Consider the following 18,350-nt stretch of genomic DNA (forward strand, 5'->3'; position numbering starts at 1 on the left):
TGATGCCAGATGGTCCAGCTATCCAGCTTTCTTTCCGCATCGGTGCAGGGCGGCCGCGTCCAGCTGGACGACACCGCGACGAACGCGCAGGGGCGCGGCATGTTCGGCCGCCTGAAGGACCGCATCGTCCAGGGTTCCGAACAGGTAAAGGAGTCCAATCACAGGGCCAACAGCGTGTTCGCCCAGGCCCTTGCCAGGGAGTACGGCTACAAGGCCGCGGCGGCCGCGGTAGACCGGGTGATAGGCAGGGACTACACCGCCACGCTCAACAAGACGAAGATCGACAAGATGATCTCCGTGGCGCAGGGGCTGTCGGGCGTGGGCAAGGCAAGGGACCAGGCGCGCAACGTGTGCCTGAACTCCTGGCCACGGGTCTCTTCGGGTTTCAATATCCAGCGCACCGGACATTCCGCCGTGGCGATCTCCAACACGATGTCGCCCAATTCGTGGAGCCATGCCAAGGAGTATGTGAGCTGGTGGCCCGCCAAGAGCGACGTCGAAGTGAGCCGCAACCGGGCGCTGGAAATGCTGCCGGGCGTGGGCGGGCATTTCGAAGCCCGGCCCGGCATGAGCGCGCCCAGCTACGATAGCGATCGCGGAGATGAAATCTCCGAAAAGACCAATCTGAATCTGCAACGCGGGCAGGCGGCTAGGGATGTCCTGAAGACCGCGGCCCGCCTGGAGCGCGCCGGCGACAAGGATCCGCTGGGCGCTACCCGGCAGGAGCACGCCGAGGAGCTGGGAGAACTGGGCTTCGATGAGGACGTGACGCTCCAAGACCTGCAGGCCGCCGCCCGGTTTTTCCCGCGCGATTCCCAGGAACTGGTGTCCGGCAGGACCTGGGGAGCAGGCGCGGAGAAAGTATTCTTCCCGCTGGCGGGGCGCAATGGAGAGCACGGCAGCGGCGGGCTCCAGCCGCGGACGACCCTGTTCGGCCTGGCTGAGCACGACATGCTGGCCGACGCCAATCAGCTCAAGGCGGACGCCGAGCAAGGCCTCATCGGCTATTCCAAACTCAGCACCACGCAGAATTGCGCGGCCGTGGCGGCGCGTTCCCTACAGGCCGGCGGCTCCAACATCTACGTGCCGTTCGAGGCCGCCTGGATCACCGAGGATCCGAACAAGACCTACGCTTACGCGCTGCAGCTGCAGGCCGCGATAGACCAACTCAACGACCAGGCCGGCAGCGTCAAGGCGCATTGCGCGGCCGCCTGGAGCAAGGCGCCCGCCGAAGCCGATGCGATCAGCATCCTGCGCGCCACGCTGCTCGTAAGAGCCGACGATCTGGACGCGTACGATCAGACCCGCCAGCAAGCCCAGGGCGTCGCTGCCGACCAGCGCATCCTGGGCCTGAGCGCCGACGTGGCGCATGCGAAGGGCAGGGTGCAGGAAATGGAGCAGGAACTGGCAGGCCTGGAGACAAAGATCGTCGCGACCCAGAAAGAGGTCAACGGCCGCTCGGAGAAAGTCAGGCTTGCCGCCGACAGCCTCGCGGCGCGAGCGGCGAGGCTGCAGCCGGACGACGCCAAGGCCGCCGCAAAGCTGAACGCGGACCGCAAGAGCCACCAAAAAGACCTGGCGGCGCTGGAACTCAGGCGCGGCGAACTGGCCACGCAGCTCGCGCTGAAGCCGCGCCTGGAGCAACGAATCCTCGCCCTCGACGAGGATCATGAAGCCCTTTCCGACCTGCTCGAAGACCGGAAGGCATTTCCCGTCGAGGCGGCGCAACTCCGGCCCGCGGGGGAGGAGGGGTACTACGCGGCGCAACGGCGGGGGCTGCAATCCTGCGTGGAAGGCCTGGCGGATCAGTTCGACGCCCACATCCAGGGCCTGGACGCCAGGCAGCAGCGTCAACTCGCGCCTCTGGGCCGCGCCGTGTCGGAGTTGCGTGACGCAGTGAACGCCGGGGGCGGCATGCAGGCCTTGCTGTCCAAGGCCAAGCCGCTAGTGGAAACCCTGCATGCGCTGACGAGCGGCGCGCCCGCCGCGGACCAAATCGCCATCCTCGCCGCCGGTTCATTGGTGGAGGCCTGCGAAATCCTGATCACGCTCGATCAGGACCGGCGCGCCTGATTCCATCCGGCCCTTCATTAAAAAGAGAGAATTCCATGCCCAGCCCATCCTGCCTTGCCTTGCTGCAGGCCTTGAGCAAGACCATCGGCCTCGACCTGGCGTTCGACGAGCGCCGCCACTGCATGCTGATGCTGGATGAAGACATCCTCATCTCCATCCGGAGCCTGGACGACGACACGCTCGGGCTTTACGGCCTGCTGTCCGAATTTCCGCAACCTTTGCCCGCGGAGGACCTGATGCAGCTGTTGTCCATGAATTTCCTGCTGATGGAACGCTGCGGCATGTCGATAGGGCTGGACCGCGCCACCGACGCGGTGCTGTTGCTGGAACGTCTGCCGGTTGCAATGGTTTCCGCCGACGACATAGGAGACCGGGTGGCCCAGTTCGCCGAGCAGGTGCGCAAGCTGATCGATTGGCTCGGCGCACGGGACGAGCCCCGGCAATCCGCCGAAGGTCGGGCGGAGCCGGAAACGTCGTTCATGCCGGCATTCGGGCAGATCGTTTGAGGCTGCATAGGATCAGTCGGGGCGACGAACCCCTTGTGCCCGCATCCGGCGGTGCAGGGTCGAGCGCGAGATTCCCAGCCAATGGGCGGCCAGCGTGACATTCCATTCAAAACGGGCCAACACCCCCGTCAGGTCTAGCTCTGAACGCGCCTCCGAATCGGCTGCCTTGCTCCCGCCGGACTGTAAGGCGGGTGGCAAGCAATCGAGTGACGCCTCATCCGAATCACAGAGCGCCAGCGCGTAGCGCGCTACATGGTGCAATTCACGAATGTTGCCCGGCCACCCGTGACGCAGCAGCGCGGCACGTGCGGCCGCCGACAGGCGAGGGCAGGGCGCGCCCGCCGAAATCGCCGCCTCCTGGAATGCATGATCGATCAACGCGTTGAGATCGTCGCGTGAGCGCAGCGGAGGCAGCCGTACGGCTGCTCCCTGGATGCGGAAGTGCAGGTCGGCGCGGAAAGTCTTGTCGCGCACCATGCCTTCGATATCGCGGAAGCTGGCCGCGATCAGGTTGAAGTCCACCTGCACGGGCTGCGACGCGCCCACGGGAACGAACTCCTTGTCGGACAGCACCTGGAGAAACCGGCTCTGCAACGCCAGCGGCATGTCGCCGATCTCGTCCAGAAAAAGCGTGCCGCCGTCCGCTTCCAGGATACGTCCGCGGGCGCCTGCCTTCGATGCGCCGGTGAAGGCGCCGGCGCGATAGCCGAACAGTTCGCTCTCGATCAGCTCCGCCGGGATCGCGGCGCAATTGATCGACACGAATGAACCCGTGCGGCGTGGCCCGGCCTCATGAAGCGCGCGTGCCAACGCCGACTTTCCCGAGCCGCTGTCTCCCTGCAGCAAAATGGGCAACCCGCGGGCATACAGCCGCTGCGCAATGCGCATCTGCTCTTGCGTGTCGGTATCGGCACCCGCGATCTGGGCTATCGTCGGCGCCGCCTTCCGGCTCGTTGGCGCCGCCGGTGTGCCGGTGGCCGACGGATAGATGGAACGCCGGCGTTCCCGATGGTCGATCTGGATACTGAGGCGCCGGCCGGCGTGCTCGATGACGGGCGAATCGCTCAGCGCAATCCGAAGCAGGGCGTCGATTTCATTCATGCCCGCTAGGCGTTCGCCAAAGATGCGCGGGTCGGCGCCAAGCATCTCGAGGGTGAAAGGCGTGGCATCCAGCACGCGCCCGGCATCGTCCAGCGCCAGACGGCCTTCGCCGGCCGGGTCGCAGAAATCTCCCGTGGCCGACAGGCGCACCAACACCCGGCCGACGTGCCGTAAATCGAAGCTGCGGTTCTCGATGCGGCGGGCCGACGCTTCCACCACGCGCCGCGCGATCTCATGCACCATACGGTTCGAAGGCTGCAATGAGGTCACGTTGAGCACGGCGGCGAGGTCGCCTCGCTCGCCAAAGATCGGGGCGACGGTGCACGACAGGCCCGACAGCCGTTGGGCGAAATGGTCTTCCATCACCACGGACACCGGCATGCGCGTCTGAATGCACAGGCCGATGCCGTTCGTGCCCTGCGAAGACTCCGAAAACATCGCGCCGGGCTGAATCAACGCCGAGCGGCACACGTCGTCCAGGGCCGGGTCCGAGCGGACGAGCATGAGCGTCCCGCCGGCGTCCGCCAACATGAGCAACTGCACATGGCTTCCAAGCTGGCCAAGCATACGGCTGAGTTCGCCGTGCGCGAGCGCCTCCAGGCTCTCGGTGGGCGCCCGGACGGCATCCAGCTCTGCCTGCGTGAGTACGTCCGGGCGGGGCACGCGATCGGGGGACAGGCCGTAGCGCTCATAACAGCGTTGCCACGAGTCGTGGATCAACGGCGCGGTGTCCATAGGGCAGGGCAGCGTCTGGGACGAGGCGAGGGCGCTCATGGCAAAACTCCGAAGAGAATTCGTCCGGATGAGTATAGAAGACGGCCCGCCAGGCACCGCCTGCCGGGCCGGGGTCAGGCAGGCCTCAACGCGCGATAGCCTTGCGTACCGCCGGCATGACTTCCGACGCCAGCCGCGACATCGTCTCCCATTCCCAGGCGCGATTTGCGCCGGCCCCATCCATGGACGCCATCAACAAGCCATGGAATGGACCGACATTCTGGCGGAAGGACAACAGTTTGTCGGTCACAGTCTGGGGCGAGCCGTAGACGACCATGCTCTCGATCAGGCTCTCCACCGTCACCGACTCGTCGGGCTGTTTCGGATCCGCCTTCATGACGGCGGTGTAGTTGGCGGATTTGAGGACACGCCAGAGGTAGTCGAAGTAGTAATAGTTGCTGCCTTCCGGATTCATCACCCGGTCGCGGGCCTCGGCGTCCGTCGGCGCAATGAGGATATTGCGGGAGACGCGCCAGTCTTCGCCAGTCGCCGGACGGTTCGCCAACTCGCAGCCTTCCTGATACTTCTGCCAATGGCTCTTGACCACATACTCGGGGCAAAAATTGGCGCTCATCGGACCGAAACCGCGTTGAGCCGCCACTTTGACGCTGCTGGAATAAGGAGACATGGCCGTCATGGTGATTTCGGGATGCGGCCGCTGATAGGGCTTGGCAATATAGCCCACGCCAAGCTCAGGGATGACCATGTCCTTGAGCGAGATCTGCCAGTGCTTCCCCTGTATGTCGTAGGGCGGATCCTGGCGCCACAGTTGCAGGATCGTGTCGATCGCCTCCATCATCCGCTCGTTCCGGTATTCCCCGTCCAGGACCTTGAACAACTCCATGTCGCTTGCAAGGCCGCCCGGCCCGATGCCGAACATGAGGCGCCCGCGGCTCAAATGATCGAACAGGGCCACTTCGGCGGCGACCACGGCCGGATGGTGGTTCGGAAGCGCAATGACGCCGGTCCCGAACTTGATGCGCTTGGTCCGATGGATCAGCGAAGCCAGAAACATGAGCGGCGCCGAGATCGGTTCCGTGGTGCAGGACATGTGTTCGCCGACCCAAAACTCGTCGAAGCCCAGTTGGTCCGCGTACACGACCTTGTCTGCGTCTTCTTCAAGCGTTTCGGCCATCGGGCGGCCGGGCGGGTGCAAGGGCATTGCGAACATGCCGAGTTTCATGGTGTATCTCCTTGTTTTGCTTTAAGTATTTGAGCGGCCAGGGGTAGCCGCCCGGGTGAAATTCAAGCGCCGAGCATCGCCAGCGGAACACTGCGCCCGCCCAGCCAGACCAGCGGGTGCTCGTCGGTTGCGGCGGGCGCGGGCAGCACCACTTCCCGAACCCGGGCGATGAAAAGCGTGTGCGTGCCGTAGGACATCGTTCGGTCGACCTCGGTGAACAGCACGGCGCGCGCGGCGGGCAGCCACGGAAGGTCCTTCCCGCCAACGTCCCGGACATCGCGCCAGTCGGACTGGGTGAAACGTTCAGCGCGCAGGTCGGAGCGGGAAAAGGCGTCCAACAGGTGAACCTGGTCTTTCGCCAGAAAATTGATGCAGAGCCGGCCGCTCATTTCCAGGACGGGATGGATGCCCGCCGTGCGGTTGACGGCAACCAGGACGGCCGGCGGATCGACGGTGATGGAGATCACCGCGGAAGCGGCCATCCCGTGCGGCGTTCCTGCCGCATCGCGGCTGGTGATCAGGGCGACCGTGGATGGCACATTGCGCATGGCCTCCTTGAGGCCAGGAATGGGCATGTTCATGAAGACTGTCTCCTTGTACGTTCCCGCTCGGTTGGCGGGATGTGTACGAATGGAGATGCAAAGACCGTGCCAGGTCGGTCCGCCTGGGGCGAACGCGGGGACGGGCGGGCGAATTGTGTGTCACGCTACACAGGATTGCGACACTGTCCGTGTCATTGCGCCATAAGCCAGGTCGGTTGTTTGTAGCCTGATCGCCTGGGCACATGAATTACGCATAATGTGTATTATGTAAAGTAAGAAATATGGCTGGATCCAGGCCACCGCCTATCTAGCGTTTGCGCGCCTTGACCTGCCGATTGTCTTCCGTCATAACTTCAACCCAGGCTAGATACGTTGCGATAAGACAATAGTCCCTGGCTTGCCCGCGCGCTATCCGAAAAGCGAAACCTCCGGGAGTTTGCAATGCCGGTCCAACCCGTCTATTTGCAGCACCTCTATTCGGGGCTTGAGCCTTTGCAGGCGTTCGACGTCGTGTACGGCGGCAGCTTCGAACATCGCCTCGTGTCGTCCAGGCCCGCGACGATGGAGCATCAGCGGCTGGTCCTGGGCGATATCCGGCTTGAAACCGGACGCTATGAGTTCCCCGTCATTGCCCACGGCACCATGCCCAAGGACGGGATCTGCATAGGATTCATGGCCGAGGGCGGCGAACTGACCCGATGCAACACGGCCGCGATAAACGCCGAAGAAATCCAGCTCTACCCTGCCGGCGTCGAACTCCTGTACCACGCAAGCGGCAACTCGCGCTGGGTCAACTTCACCGCGCCGGAAGAACGCATTCAGGAGGTAGCCATCGCGCGCACGGGCCGGCCTGTGTGGGTGCGCAGGCATGCCTTTCATTCCATACGCCTGCGGCCCGGAGGGCGGCTTCGGCTGACGGCGCTGACCAGCGATGCTTTGGGGCTTGCGCGCCGTCTCCAGGCGGATGGGGGCATGGCGGCGGAACTTGCCCGCGAGGTTTGCGAATCCTTGCTGGCGGGCTATGTCGACGCGCTCTGCGCGGCAGGCCCGACGGGCAAGACGGAAAAAATGGCGGTTGAACAGCGGCATTACCATTTGATCGCCGCGTGCGAGCGATTGGTGCTGTCGGGCGAGGCCATCGATATTGCGCTCAGTGACGTGGCCGGGCGTAGCGGCTACACCTTGCGTTCGCTTGAAATGATCTTTCGCCGCAGCGTCGGAATGTCCCCGGGGCGCTGGTTCATGACGGCGCGGCTGAACGGCGCCCTGCGCGACTTGCTGACTGCGAACCCCGAATCCACGGTTTCCGAGATTGCGATGAAATGGGGTTTTCGGCACATGTCGCGGTTCTCGGCCTATTACCGGAAAACATTCGGCGAACTGCCGAGCGCTACCCTCGCCCGCTCCGCGACCCGCCATTGACCGCGCGGGCGCGCCGCCCATCAGAAGCTCACCGCCAGTCCCACCGAGAAGCCGGACACGTTGTTGCCGAATACATAGCGTCCCACCAGGCGGGTGCGGGTAATGAACACATCGTAGGCGCTTGAATCCAGCTCCAGCCCCGCGCCCACGGAAGTCAGGCGGTCGAAGCCCAGGATCCCCTTCTGGTCGCCCAGGAATTCGGAGTGCGTCAGTTCCAGCACGTAGCGCAGGGGCCGCTGCAGCAGGATGGCGCCGGTGGGCGCGCGATAGCGGGCCCACAGATTGGCGGACTGGGCCACCGCATTGCCGCTGACCGCGGCCGAGCTGTCGAAACTTTGCAGGCGGATATCGGAATAGCGCAGTTCCACGTCCACCTCGTAGCCCGGCCGGTAGTGTTCGTAGTCCAGCATGATCGAACCGCCCAACCCGTACGCATTGAGCGAACCGCGGTCCAGGAAGTCGATATCCTTGCCGGTGCGCTGGCCCACGTACCAGCTGGCCGCGCGGAGGTCGCTCGTGACGTTGCCCAGCGCGAAGTTGAAGATGGGGCGCAGCTTGAGTTCGTCGGTCAGCTTGAAATCCCAGCCTATGCCGCCCGTGGCGGAAATGCTGTTCCATTTGGTCGGGATGCGGCGCGTTTCCGCGCCCTGCGTGGCGACGAAGGTCGGGTCGTAACGGCTGCCGGCCAGCACGCCTTCCAGATAGATCGGGACGGAATCGGAGATCGTGTCGCCGCCTCCCAGCTGCGTCATGAAGAACTCGTTCGATCCCGTGGTCGATCCGCCTCCGCTGCCGATATTCAGCGAACTGGTCGTGATGTCGGGAACGATGGAGAACGACATCAGCGCCAGCACGCCGTTGGCGCGTTTTTGCAAGTCATCCTGGCTCAGCCTCAGGCCTTGCTGCCCCCAGGCCGTCGCCGGCGCGGCGCAGGTCGCGGCCAGCGCCCAAGCGCCCGCGCGGCTGGACGCCCTCTTCCTGAACCCCACGATTCTCGTTTCCATAGGGATCTCCTAGCTGCCTCCGCCGACAGGATCGACCATGGATTGCCGTTGGGAGACCAGCAAGGCATCGCTCTGGTCGATCCGTATCGTCCCGATCCGGGGGAACTCGAAGTCTACGATGATATAGAGGGCGGTGGTCATGACGATGGCATAGACCACTTGATGCAGCAGGGTGTTGCGCTTGGACGAGGCCAGGTTCAGGCCGACCAGGCCGGCCGCGACCAGCGTCAGGAAGCCCAGAAAGACGTAGGCTGCGATGGGAGGATGCACCTTTTGCGCGACGGTCTGGGCGGAGGCAACGTCGAACATCTCGTTGACCGCTCCGACATACGATGCGGCGAAAGGCGGCACGCTGGCGCGCGCAGCCTGCATCGACGTGGTCCAGATCTCCTTTTGCAGGGCTCCGACGTGGGCGGCGATCGCATCGCGACGTTCCAGGTCCGCCACGTTGCGGTAGTAGTTGATGCGCTCATCCACATAGCGGCGGAACTGGTCGCGCAGGCGCGGCTGGATGCCCGTTTCCATCATGTCTATGCGCAGCCATGCGGTTCCGATGGCGTTGACTTCCTGGACCAGCAGGTCGCGGCGCTCCGCCATGCGCTGGGCCGCCCCGGAGAAGGTGAAGGCGACAAGCAGGCCCAGCAGCGCAAAAACCGAGCCTTCGATGACCGCGGCTCCCGAACCGCTTTTTTCGTCGGCGCCCCGCCCCAGCCATTTCCCGATCTGCATGGCGATCAGCAAGAGCACGAAGAACGCGGCGGCCAGTCCCGCAAGAAGAAGTGAATAATTCATTTCATCACCCTATATATCGTTATCGCCAATGGAATACTCTGGTCACGCTGGATCTTTTCGCCGAGCCCCGCGGCAAACCGTCATTCATCGCCAGGCGCTCCCGATCTGAAAACGGCACTGTGCCGCGGGTGAACTGGCCGTCGCCGCGCAGGCCCAGGGTCCATCGCGTGGCGACCGGCAGCCAGGTGTATCCGCGCGCGCGGTAATTCTCGAAGGACTGGTCGCTGCCCAGCCAGCTGCGCGAGAACTGCGCCTCCAGTTCGGCGTAGGTTCCGCGGTTGGGATAGAACATGTTGTCGCGGGTGTCGTAGTCCACCACCAGCCCGGCCTTGCCTATGCGCCCGGACATTTCCGCTTGCGACAGTTCGCTTGCGGTGGCGCCGGTGAACCGGGTGTTCGAACGGAAGTAGGTGTAGCGCGGGCCGATGTACCAGGGGCTGTCGGCTATCCGGGCCAGGACTTGCTGGACCAGGAACGTGCCCTTCACCTCGTAGCTGCGCCCGTGATTGAAGGCGCCGTAGTACTCGAGATTCGCGCGCCCCTGCGCCAGCGCGCCAAGATAGCGATAGCGGTCCGCGTCCCAGCTGTGGAAATGGAACAGCGCGCCGCCCCGTGTGCCGTTGTCCGTGGCCAGGGCGCCGATGCCCGTGATATTGGGCGGGGCCTTGCGCTCGCCCTTTGCCGGGCTCTGCGGATCGCCGCTGGCATCGGGCTCCGAAAAATACAGCAGCATGAGCCCGCCGCCATAGCCGACGGCGGGCTCCGTAATGATCACCGGCACCGGCAAGGCGCCCTGGTGCTTGAGCAGAAAGTCGCTGGTATCGAAATCGCCGTCGTCGCCGTCGGTGAACGAAAGCGGCTCGCCCTGCGCCGTGCCATGCGCCAACAGGCCGCTCAGTATCATGACCATGGCCATTCGTGTCATCTCGAATCGACGCTCTCGTCCGCCGGAATCGACAGGCCGGCCGCAGGCTGCGCCCGCGGGCCGGCTGCTCCGCCCTTCCCTACTTGCCCTGTTGTTTGGAGGCTTCCTCGAAGTGCTTTTCGATGGCGCGGTCCACTTCCGCCTGGACCTGGTCCACGCTGAATGAGGCGGGGCGCTGGCTTGGCGGATACTCGATGAACGTCTGCAGGAATTGCGCCGCCTTCATGGAAGCGATGAGCACCAGGTAGTCATTCTTGACCAGCCAATCGTAATATTGGTCGGAGACCACGTCGGCGCGCTCATAGGGGTCCATTCTCAGGTTGAACAGCTTGGGCACGCGCAGGCATACGAACGGATCCTTCCATACCGCGAAGCCGCCCGGGGACTGCTGCTCGCAGAAGACCGCTTTCCAGTCCCTGTATCGCATCGCGACCAGCATGCCGTCGTCGTTGAAGTAATAGAAATCTTCACGCGCGCTGTCGGGGGTCTTGCCCGTCAGGTAGTCGAGCTGGTTGTAGCCGTCCAGATGGACCTTGTAGCTCTTGTTTGCGCCGTTCGGCGTCCATCCCTTGCGCAAGCGTTCCTTGACGTCCATGTCTCCCACCGCGGCGAGCAGCGTGGGGAACCAGTCCAGGCCGGAGACTATGCCCGTCTTCACTTCACCGGCGGGAATATGGCCTGGCCAGCGGATCATGGCCGGCACCCGGTACGCCCCCTCCCAGTTGGAGTTCTTCTCGTTGCGGAATGCAGTGGTCGCCGCGTCCGGCCAGCTGAATTGATTGGGGCCGTTGTCGGTGGTGTAGATGACGATGGTGTCGTCGGCTATGCCCAGATCGTCCAGCTTCTTGAGCAGTTTGCCCACGTCCTGGTCGTGCTCCCACATGCCGTCGGCGTAATCGTTGCCGGGCATCCCGCTCTTGCCCTGGTGCTCGGGGCGGATATGGGTGAACACATGCATGCGGGTGGTGTTCATCCACAGGAAGAACGGCTTGTCGCCCTTGCCGTGCTTGTCCAGGTAATCCAGCGCCGCGCCCACCGTCTCGTCGTCGATGGTCTCCATGCGCTTGGCGGTCAGGGCCCCGGTGTCCTGGATCTTGCCGTCGGCGCTGGCCTTGATCACGCCGCGCGGCTGGTAGCTCTTGATGATGGGATCGGTGGAATTCTTGGGCCAATACGGGCGCTCCGGCTCCTCCTCGGCGTTCAGGTGGTAGAGGTTGCCGAAGAATTCGTCGAAGCCGTGCTTGGTCGGCAGGTACTCGTCGCGGTCGCCGAGGTGGTTCTTGCCGAACTGGGCCGTTACATAGCCGTGGGCCTTCAAGGCCTGCGCGATCGTGATGTCGCGGTCCTGCAGGCCGACGGGCGCGCCGGGCATGCCGACCTTCGATAGGCCGGTGCGGCGCGGGACCTGCCCGGTGATGAAGGTGGACCTGCCCGCCGTGCAGCTGTTTTCCGCGTAATAGTCGGTGAAGGTGAGCCCTTCGTTGGCGATCCGGTCGATGTTCGGCGTCCTGTAGCCGACCACGCCCTTGGTATAGGTACTGATGTTCGCCTGGCCGATATCGTCGCCGAATATGACGAGAATGTTGGGCTTTTTCCCGGGTTCCTGGCCCTTGGCCGGCGCGCCCTGGGCGTGCGCCCCGGCCGTCAGCGCCAGGCTGCCGGCGGCCATCAAGGCCGCTCCTAACCATCGTGCTGCTTTCATTGCCGCTCTCCTTGCCCGCGCGCGGGCCGCTGGGTCAACAGAAATCATCAAGGCTGGTTGAATTCGTAGATGCGCGTCCACTCCTTTTCCATATCGACGACCGTCCATCCTTTGCTGCGTGCCTCGTCCAAGGCTTTGTCCAGGCGCCCGATGCTGGAATCCCGGTCATAGGCCCATTCGCGTTTGGCGTCGGTGTGATGGACGATGCCGGCGAACCGCTTGCCCGATCCCGCCGCGGTCCACTGGAGCATCTGCAGATCGCCGTCGGAATTGCCGAACGCCAGGATCGGGCGGCGCCCGATATAGCGTTGGATCGCCACGGGTTTGCCCGGGCCGTCGTCGTTGAATTCCAGCTTGGGCTGGCGCATGAGCTGGAACGTGCCGCCCTGGGCCTGGAATTCGGTGGTGAACCCGCTGCCGATGACCTGCTCCGGCGGCACGCCGTAGGCCGCTTCCGTCCAGGGGCGCATGAACTCCGTTTCGCCGCCTGAAACGATGTAGGTCTTGAAGCCCCGGGCGCGCAGGTAATCCAGCAACTCGCGCATGGGCACGTAGGTCATGCTGGTGTAGGGCTTCCCGGTGCGCGGATGCCGCGCGGTCCGCAGCCACTCGTCCACCCGTTGCGAGAACTGCTCCACCGTCATTCCCGTATGGGTGGCGACGACGATCTCCATCAGGCCGCGTTCGCCCGATTTGGCGAGCGCGGCCTTGTCGTCCTGCAGCACCGCCTTGAACGGCTGCCGGCTGTTCCATTCGGGATGGGACGGCGCCTGGGCGCGGACCTCGTCCAGCGCGAACAGGAACTGGAAATACATGGGCTGCTCGCTCCAGAGCGTGCCGTCGTTGTCGAAGACCGCGATGCGGGCCTCGGGCGCCACGAAATCCGGGCTCCCCGGCTGCGTCACCGCATCGACGAATTCGACGATGGCGCTGCGCGAGGGCCCGTCGGCCCACGAAGGCAGGTCGGCGCGCGTCTGGGACGCAGGCGCCGCGCAGCCCGCCAGCAGGCACAATGCGCACAGCCACATCCACCCGAGCCAGCGCCGCATTGGTTCGATGTCATTGAAACGCCGCATCAGCTTCTCCCCGCGCGCGTATTGCGCTCTTGGTCGACAGGATTCAATTCAGCCGGCAAGGCCGCCGGGGCGGGCCCGCGCCGGCGCCAGGCTTTTCGCCATGCGCGGCTGCGGGCCGCGAGCGCCGCGCGCCAATCCGCATGCCCTCCCCCCTCGCCGTAAATCCGCTGCAGCGTGCTTTCCCCGAGCTGGCGGTCGGCCTCTTCCATGGGCGCCAGCGCCGCGCGCAGCGTCACCGCGCCGCTGCCGCGCCGGATCCACCGATAGAAGTTGCTCAGCACCGGCTGCGCGCCGCGCGCCTCCCGGCGCCATGCGAGCCAATAGCAGGGTTCGCTGGCCCGCCAGCGGGCCTGGCCGGCCTTTGCGGCGGCGCCCAGCACCCGAGCCAGCCGCATCCACCATGCCCATCCCAGCCATAGCGCCAATGCCGCCGCCGTCACGCCGATGACCGCAGGCGCGGCCCAGGCCGGCAGCAGCCAGCGCGCGCCATGGCGCAACTGGGCCAGGTCGTCGGCCAGCGAGAACGGCGGCGCGGCCTGGGGAGCTGCGGCTACGTCGACCCGGCGGCCGGGCAGCGTCTTGCTCTGGGGCGCGCCGCTGGGCCCGTCGGTCCAGTTCAGGGTCAGGGGCGGCAGTTCATAGCTGCCAGCCTCTTGCGCGATATAGTCGGCGCGGTCGATACGCTGGCCGCCCAGGAAGCCGCCGCGTCCATCGGTCAGCGTGACCACCTCGGGCTCTCGCGGATAGCGCTTGAAGTGCGGCACGTCCCCAAGCGGAGCCGGCGGCAGGAGCATCGCCTGCACCCCGTCGGCCCGCTGGGTCACGCTGCGAGTGATGCGGCCGCCCTGCACCATCGGATCCGGCGCCAGGGTGTACGACTGCGTCACGGACAGTTCTCCAACGACCTTGCCTGGCTGGGCCGCGCCGGTGAACTCGATGGACAAGGGCTCGCTCTCTGCCGTGACCGGGGCGCCTCCGGGCCCCAGCTGCGCGGTCACGGCCAATGCCGGTATCTGCAGCGTGCCGGCCGACTGAGCGCTCAGCAGATAGGTGTAGCGCAAACCGCTGAAGGCCTGGCCGTCCTGGCTGCCGCGCACCAGCTCGGCTTCGCCCGAAGGCGGAGTCACCAGCACGCCGGGCAGCTCCAGCGCGGGCAGCCGCGGGGGCTGCGTGAACCAGGTGGAAGTCATCACTTCCAGTTGCAGCCGGACCGTCGCGCCGGCCTGCGCCTGCGCCGGCGCCTTGGCGGTCACGCGCAGCATCGGCGCCTCTTGCGCGTGCAGCGAAGCCGCCAGCGCCATGGCGAGCAGCAGGCTCCAACGGCGGAACAGGCGCATCATGGCGGCCCTCCCGCGTCCTGCGCCGCGAACTTGCCGCGCAGAAAGCGCGCGGGCGACAGGCTGAGATTGCGCAGCCAGATATCCTCCGACGCGGCTTGCGGCGTCTGCACCTTCGCGAGCTGGCCCGCCTGGGCGGTCTTGTCGGCAACGGTGCGATCCGGCGGCTCGCCCTGGTCGCCCTGCTGTTCCTGGCTCATCGCCGCCAGCAGCCGCGTCACGATTCCGCGGTTCACGACCGCCGGCTCCCATCCCGGCTTCAGGGCCAGGGCGCGATCGTAGGCCGAGAGCGCCGCGTCGTAGCGGTGCAGCCGGACCTGCGTGTTGCCGATGTAGAAATAGGCCTCGGGGCTGGTCTGCTGCGAGAACGCCGTCAACGCGGCGGGATAATCGCCGGCCGCGTAGGCCGCCCGTCCCTTCCAGTACGGATCCTGGAAATGGTCCGCCGCCGCGCCGAAGTCGCCGCGGTCGAACGCCAGCCGCCCCTGCTGGTCGGGCGTGAAGAACGCATCGGCCAGGCCGCCGGCGTTGGCCTCGTGCGGCGCCGAGAAGGCGAATACACCCGCCACCAGGCAGGCCTGCCACGCTACGCGCCAGCCGCGCCGCAGCGCCAGCAGCGCCAGCAGGGCCAGAGGCCAGCACAGCCAGTAGCCCGCGTCTTTCCAGTGCGGCGACCCCGCCGCGGCGTCCTGCACGGATTCGAAATGCTGCTGAGCATGCAGGGCGATCCAGTCCAGGTCGTCCGGGCTGGCCGTCAGGCTGCCCAGCGGGGCGCCCGCCGCCCGTGCCAGTTCGCGCAAGGCCGGCACGTCGACGCCTCCCGGCGCCCCGCCCTTCCCCACGGCCAAGATGAGGATCTGCAGGTCGCGCGCTGCCTGGGCCCGCTCCCGCACCTTGTCCGGCGCGGGAGCTCCGTCGGTCATGAGCAGCAGCGTGCCGCCGGCGCGTTCGGCCGCCAGCACCTGCGCCGCCAGGTCGATGGCGCCGGCCGCGTCGCGGCCGTCGCGGTCGATCAGATCGGTGGACAGGGCCTGGGCGAAGAGGTCCAGCAGATCGTGGTCATCGGTGGGCGGCAGCACGAGGTGGCTGCTGCCGGCGTAGGCGATCAGGCCCGTTTTTGCGCCGGCACGGCGCGCAGCCAGGTCTCGCACGGTCTGTTTGGCGGCTTCCAGGCGCGACGGCGGCACATCGGTGGCGTCCATGGTGCGCGACAGGTCCACGGCAACCACCAGCGGCGCCACGTTGTCGAGGAAATCGGGCTCGTCCCGTTGCCAGGCCGGTCCCGCGGCGGCAACCGAGCCCAAGGCGAGCAGCAGCGCCATCAGGTCCAGCGGCCGCGGGCCTCGCGAACCCGCTGTATGGAGGGTCAGATACGGCAGCAATTGGGGCGCGATTCCGCTGTCCCGGCCAATCGCGCCGCGCTGGGCGCGGCCCGCGGCCCACAAGGCGATCGCGAGCGCGGCGCCCAGCAGGAACCAAGGCCTCAGGAAGTGGAAATCGCTCAGGTCCACGACGTCCCCTCCTTCCCGCCCTCTCTTGCCCCCAGTCGCGACCGCAGCGCCGCGATGGCGTGCCAGCATCCCAGCAAAACCAGCGCGGCCGCCAGCGGAATCCAGAAATACTCGCGGGCGGGCTGGTGGCTAAGTGTCTTCACCTCTTGCGGCGTCAGGCGATCCAGGGTCGCGTAGACCTCGTGCAGCGCGGCGAGATCGCCGGCGCGGAAGAACCGCCCGCCGGTGGCGCTTGCGATGGATTGCAGCGCGGCGAAGTCCACGCGGTCTTCGCCGCTGGCCTGGGGATCGCCAATGCCGATCGTGTGCACCACGATGCGGTGATCGGAGGCGAGCCGGGCCGCGCGCACCGGCGGCACCGCGCTGCCCGTATCGTTGCCGTCCGTCAGCAGGATCATCACCTTGTCGCGCTCCCTGGCCGCGTCCAGCATGCGGATGCCCAGCCCTATCGCGTCGCCGATCGCGGTGTTGCGTCCCGCCATGCCCACCGCGGTCTGGTCCAGCAACAGGCTCAGCGTTGCATGGTCCCGCGTCAGCGGGGCCTGAGGATAGGCGCCCGTGCCGAAGACGATCAATCCCAGCCGGTCGCTGCCGCGCTTGGCGATGAAGTCGGCCACCACCGCCTTGACGGCCTGCCAGCGTGTCGAGGGTTTGCCCTGGGCGTCGCGGAAATCGGCGCTGTCCATGGACTGCGATATGTCGACCGCCAGCAGGATGTCGCGCACCGGTTCGGTATGGGTCAACGGCGGCTCGACCCACTGCGGCCGGGCCAGCGCCAGCAGCAGCAACAGCCACACCACGACGTTCAGCCACAGTTGCCCGCGGCTGGCCTGCACGCCGGGGCGCGACGGGGACTTTCCCGTCAGCCTGGCCATGGTGTCGAAGAACGGCGTGCGCAGCGCGCTGCGCGCCTGCACATAGGGAGGCAGCCAGCGATAGACGGCCCACGCCAATGGCGCGGCGGCCAACAGCCAGGGATATTCAAGCCTCCACATGGTGCCGCTCCATCCAGTGGCGGCTGGCTGCCAGCAGCCGGCGCAGTTCCGTGGGATCCAGCGCCCGCACCGACGTATCCGGCGCATAGGCCAGCGTTTCCAGCAAACGGGCGCCATCGTCGGGCAAAGGCGGCCCGCAGCGGGCCAGCCAGGCTGTCCAGGCGTCGCCCGCCAGCGGCGCGGCGGCTCCTGAGGGCTGCGCCGCCAGCGCGGTGCGCTTGAGCAATGCCGGCAGGCTGCGCGCCGCCAGCGGATCCGAGGCGGCCGCGGCTTCGAGCAGCGCCAGTTCCGACAGCGCTTCACGCCGGTAGCGGTTCCCGTGCCAGCGGCGCCATGCGCGCGTCGCCAGCCAGCCCGCCGCGACCGCCAGCAGCAGGCCGAGCACCGCCCAGCCCCAGGTTTGCGGCCAGTAGGAGACCGGCACGGGCAAAGGCAGTTCGCGCAACTGGTCCAGGCCTGGCGGTTCGGCGCTCATTTCCGCCCTCCCGGGATCTGGCGGCCCAACTCCCGGCGCAACTGCGCCAGCTCATCCTGCACCGTATCCACGCTCAACAGCGGCACGCGGCTGCGCCGCAGCAGTTCGGCCACTTCGCGCAGCCGGCCGCTGAAGAAATCGGCCAGCGGCTGGCGTTCGCGCCGCCGTCCCACGGCGATTTCCAGATGCAGTTCGCCCTGAGTGACCACCAGGCGGCCCCGGCTGGGAATGTTCTGCGCCATGGGATCGAACACCAGCACGGCGACGACGTCGTTGTGCGCGGCCAGCAAGCGCAGGCCGCGCAGCGTATCGTCGTCGGCGCCCGAGAAATCGCTGATGATGCAGACCAGGCAATCGTGCGGCGCCTGCGCCAGGGCGGCGCGCAGCGCGGCGTTCAGGCCCTCCGGCCGAGGCTGCTCCGGCCGCTGCGCCGACAGGCCCTGGTTGGCCCGGACGACCTCGGCAAGAAAGGCCCGCACCCGGTCACGGCTGCGCAGCGGCTTGAAGCTGCGCTGGCCGTCGTCGTCGAACACAATGCCGCCGACGCGGTCGCCCGCGCGATACGCCATCCAGGCGGCGGTCGCGGCCAGCCTTGCCCCGACCGCGCATTTGAACGCGCGGACGGATCCGAAGTACATGCTCATGCGTTGATCCGCCAGCACCAGCGCAGGACGGTCGCGCTCTTCCGTATAGGCCCGCACGTAAGGCTTGCCGTAGCGCAGCGAAGCCCGCAAGTCCAGCTGCCGCAGATCATCGCCGGGCACGTAGCGGCGCAGTTCGGCGAAATCCAGCCCGCGGCCCCGCAGCCGCGAACCATGCAGGCCCGCAAGCACGCTGCCCAAGGGTTGGCGCGAGTGAAACGACAAGCCCGACACGGCGGCTTCCAGGGCCATGAGCTCGGCAAGCGGGGGATGGACGGGATGCGCTTGCAT

General features: G+C 66.4%; 16 protein-coding genes. 3 read left to right on the forward strand and 13 right to left on the reverse strand.

All coding sequences use genetic code 11. From position 1 onward, the window contains the following. Positions 1 to 9 precede the first annotated feature (9 nt). Both JL37_RS28045 and JL37_RS28050 read left to right on the forward strand, forming a co-directional pair. Positions 10 to 2,073 (forward strand): hypothetical protein, encoded by a 2,064-nt coding sequence (locus JL37_RS28045; protein ID WP_043548505.1) that lies wholly within the window; start codon positions 10 to 12, stop codon positions 2,071 to 2,073. Positions 2,074 to 2,108: 35 nt separating this feature from the next. Further along, on the forward strand, positions 2,109 to 2,579 hold the full coding sequence (locus JL37_RS28050) for a CesT family type III secretion system chaperone (RefSeq protein WP_081955236.1): 471 nt from the start codon (positions 2,109 to 2,111) through the stop codon (positions 2,577 to 2,579). 12 nt (positions 2,580 to 2,591) lie between these two features. On the opposite strand, the gene JL37_RS28055 is transcribed toward JL37_RS28050, so the two are convergent. From JL37_RS28055 to JL37_RS28065, 3 genes are all read right to left on the reverse strand, one after another. Further along, positions 2,592 to 4,454 carry a sigma-54-dependent Fis family transcriptional regulator gene (locus tag JL37_RS28055; RefSeq protein ID WP_197064658.1) on the reverse strand — a complete coding sequence of 621 codons (1,863 nt, stop codon included), beginning with the start codon at positions 4,452 to 4,454 and terminating at the stop codon, positions 2,592 to 2,594. A gap of 85 nt (positions 4,455 to 4,539) precedes the next feature. Further along, positions 4,540 to 5,637: an LLM class flavin-dependent oxidoreductase gene (locus JL37_RS28060; RefSeq protein WP_043548508.1), complete on the reverse strand. Its 1,098-nt coding sequence runs from the start codon at positions 5,635 to 5,637 to the stop codon at positions 4,540 to 4,542. A gap of 62 nt (positions 5,638 to 5,699) precedes the next feature. Continuing rightward, complete coding sequence (locus JL37_RS28065; RefSeq protein ID WP_052097646.1) at positions 5,700 to 6,218, reverse strand: flavin reductase family protein; 519 nt, start codon at positions 6,216 to 6,218, stop codon at positions 5,700 to 5,702. A 402-nt stretch (positions 6,219 to 6,620) separates the two neighbouring features. Between JL37_RS28065 and JL37_RS28070 the strand changes: the two genes are divergently transcribed. Then, positions 6,621 to 7,601, forward strand: a complete 981-nt coding sequence (locus JL37_RS28070; RefSeq protein WP_043548509.1) for a helix-turn-helix transcriptional regulator — start codon at positions 6,621 to 6,623, stop codon at positions 7,599 to 7,601. 20 nt (positions 7,602 to 7,621) lie between these two features. Here the strand turns inward: JL37_RS28070 and JL37_RS28075 are convergent, their stop codons facing one another. The 10 genes from JL37_RS28075 to JL37_RS28120 all read right to left on the reverse strand — a co-directional run bounded on the left by JL37_RS28075 (position 7,622) and on the right by JL37_RS28120 (position 18,350). Beyond that, the gene (locus tag JL37_RS28075) at positions 7,622 to 8,605 is read right to left on the reverse strand and encodes a hypothetical protein (RefSeq protein WP_231570445.1); all 984 of its coding nucleotides are present in this window, start codon (positions 8,603 to 8,605) and stop codon (positions 7,622 to 7,624) included. Positions 8,606 to 8,614: 9 nt separating this feature from the next. Next, complete coding sequence (locus tag JL37_RS28080) at positions 8,615 to 9,397, reverse strand: hypothetical protein (RefSeq protein WP_043548510.1); 783 nt, start codon at positions 9,395 to 9,397, stop codon at positions 8,615 to 8,617. Between the two features lie 19 nt (positions 9,398 to 9,416). Beyond that, positions 9,417 to 10,307, reverse strand: coding sequence for a BamA/TamA family outer membrane protein (locus tag JL37_RS28085; protein WP_231570446.1), 891 nt, complete (start codon positions 10,305 to 10,307; stop codon positions 9,417 to 9,419). Between the two features lie 94 nt (positions 10,308 to 10,401). Further along, on the reverse strand, positions 10,402 to 12,024 hold the full coding sequence (locus JL37_RS28090; protein ID WP_043548512.1) for an arylsulfatase: 1,623 nt from the start codon (positions 12,022 to 12,024) through the stop codon (positions 10,402 to 10,404). Between the two features lie 47 nt (positions 12,025 to 12,071). Further along, the gene (locus JL37_RS28095; RefSeq protein WP_043548513.1) at positions 12,072 to 13,100 is read right to left on the reverse strand and encodes an HAD family phosphatase; all 1,029 of its coding nucleotides are present in this window, start codon (positions 13,098 to 13,100) and stop codon (positions 12,072 to 12,074) included. Beyond that, on the reverse strand, positions 13,100 to 14,440 hold the full coding sequence (locus JL37_RS28100; RefSeq protein WP_156124422.1) for a BatD family protein: 1,341 nt from the start codon (positions 14,438 to 14,440) through the stop codon (positions 13,100 to 13,102). Before JL37_RS28100 ends, JL37_RS28095 begins: the two co-directional genes overlap by 1 nt. Continuing rightward, the gene (locus JL37_RS28105; protein ID WP_043548514.1) at positions 14,437 to 15,948 is read right to left on the reverse strand and encodes a VWA domain-containing protein; all 1,512 of its coding nucleotides are present in this window, start codon (positions 15,946 to 15,948) and stop codon (positions 14,437 to 14,439) included. Before JL37_RS28105 ends, JL37_RS28100 begins: the two co-directional genes overlap by 4 nt. Beyond that, positions 15,939 to 16,943: a VWA domain-containing protein gene (locus tag JL37_RS28110; RefSeq protein WP_043548515.1), complete on the reverse strand. Its 1,005-nt coding sequence runs from the start codon at positions 16,941 to 16,943 to the stop codon at positions 15,939 to 15,941. The genes JL37_RS28105 and JL37_RS28110 overlap by 10 nt, the downstream gene beginning before the upstream one ends. After that, entirely contained in the window at positions 16,930 to 17,418 is a 489-nt protein-coding gene (locus JL37_RS28115) for a DUF4381 domain-containing protein (RefSeq protein ID WP_043548517.1), read from the reverse strand. Before JL37_RS28115 ends, JL37_RS28110 begins: the two co-directional genes overlap by 14 nt. Further along, positions 17,415 to 18,350, reverse strand: a complete 936-nt coding sequence (locus tag JL37_RS28120; RefSeq protein WP_043548520.1) for a DUF58 domain-containing protein — start codon at positions 18,348 to 18,350, stop codon at positions 17,415 to 17,417. Before JL37_RS28120 ends, JL37_RS28115 begins: the two co-directional genes overlap by 4 nt.

The organism is Achromobacter sp. RTa (genome assembly GCF_000757485.1).
Classification (GTDB): Bacteria; Pseudomonadota; Gammaproteobacteria; order Burkholderiales; family Burkholderiaceae_B; genus Achromobacter.

Bases quoted from the DNA above. Each gene is read 5' to 3' on its own strand.
- JL37_RS28095 (WP_043548513.1), bottom strand. From the start codon at position 13,100: ATGCGGCGTTTCAATGACATCGAACCAATGCGGCGCTGGCTCGGGTGG.
- JL37_RS28110 (WP_043548515.1), bottom strand. From the start codon at position 16,943: ATGTGGAGGCTTGAATATCCCTGGCTGTTGGCCGCCGCGCCATTGGCG.
- JL37_RS28045 (WP_043548505.1), top strand. From the start codon at position 10: ATGGTCCAGCTATCCAGCTTTCTTTCCGCATCGGTGCAGGGCGGCCGC.
- JL37_RS28120 (WP_043548520.1), bottom strand. From the start codon at position 18,350: ATGCAAGCGCATCCCGTCCATCCCCCGCTTGCCGAGCTCATGGCCCTG.
- JL37_RS28080 (WP_043548510.1), bottom strand. From the start codon at position 9,397: ATGAATTATTCACTTCTTCTTGCGGGACTGGCCGCCGCGTTCTTCGTG.
- JL37_RS28115 (WP_043548517.1), bottom strand. From the start codon at position 17,418: ATGAGCGCCGAACCGCCAGGCCTGGACCAGTTGCGCGAACTGCCTTTG.
- JL37_RS28065 (WP_052097646.1), bottom strand. From the start codon at position 6,218: ATGAACATGCCCATTCCTGGCCTCAAGGAGGCCATGCGCAATGTGCCA.
- JL37_RS28090 (WP_043548512.1), bottom strand. From the start codon at position 12,024: ATGAAAGCAGCACGATGGTTAGGAGCGGCCTTGATGGCCGCCGGCAGC.
- JL37_RS28060 (WP_043548508.1), bottom strand. From the start codon at position 5,637: ATGAAACTCGGCATGTTCGCAATGCCCTTGCACCCGCCCGGCCGCCCG.
- JL37_RS28100 (WP_156124422.1), bottom strand. From the start codon at position 14,440: ATGATGCGCCTGTTCCGCCGTTGGAGCCTGCTGCTCGCCATGGCGCTG.
- JL37_RS28085 (WP_231570446.1), bottom strand. From the start codon at position 10,307: ATGGTCATGATACTGAGCGGCCTGTTGGCGCATGGCACGGCGCAGGGC.
- JL37_RS28070 (WP_043548509.1), top strand. From the start codon at position 6,621: ATGCCGGTCCAACCCGTCTATTTGCAGCACCTCTATTCGGGGCTTGAG.
- JL37_RS28050 (WP_081955236.1), top strand. From the start codon at position 2,109: ATGCCCAGCCCATCCTGCCTTGCCTTGCTGCAGGCCTTGAGCAAGACC.
- JL37_RS28055 (WP_197064658.1), bottom strand. From the start codon at position 4,454: ATGAGCGCCCTCGCCTCGTCCCAGACGCTGCCCTGCCCTATGGACACC.
- JL37_RS28075 (WP_231570445.1), bottom strand. From the start codon at position 8,605: ATGGAAACGAGAATCGTGGGGTTCAGGAAGAGGGCGTCCAGCCGCGCG.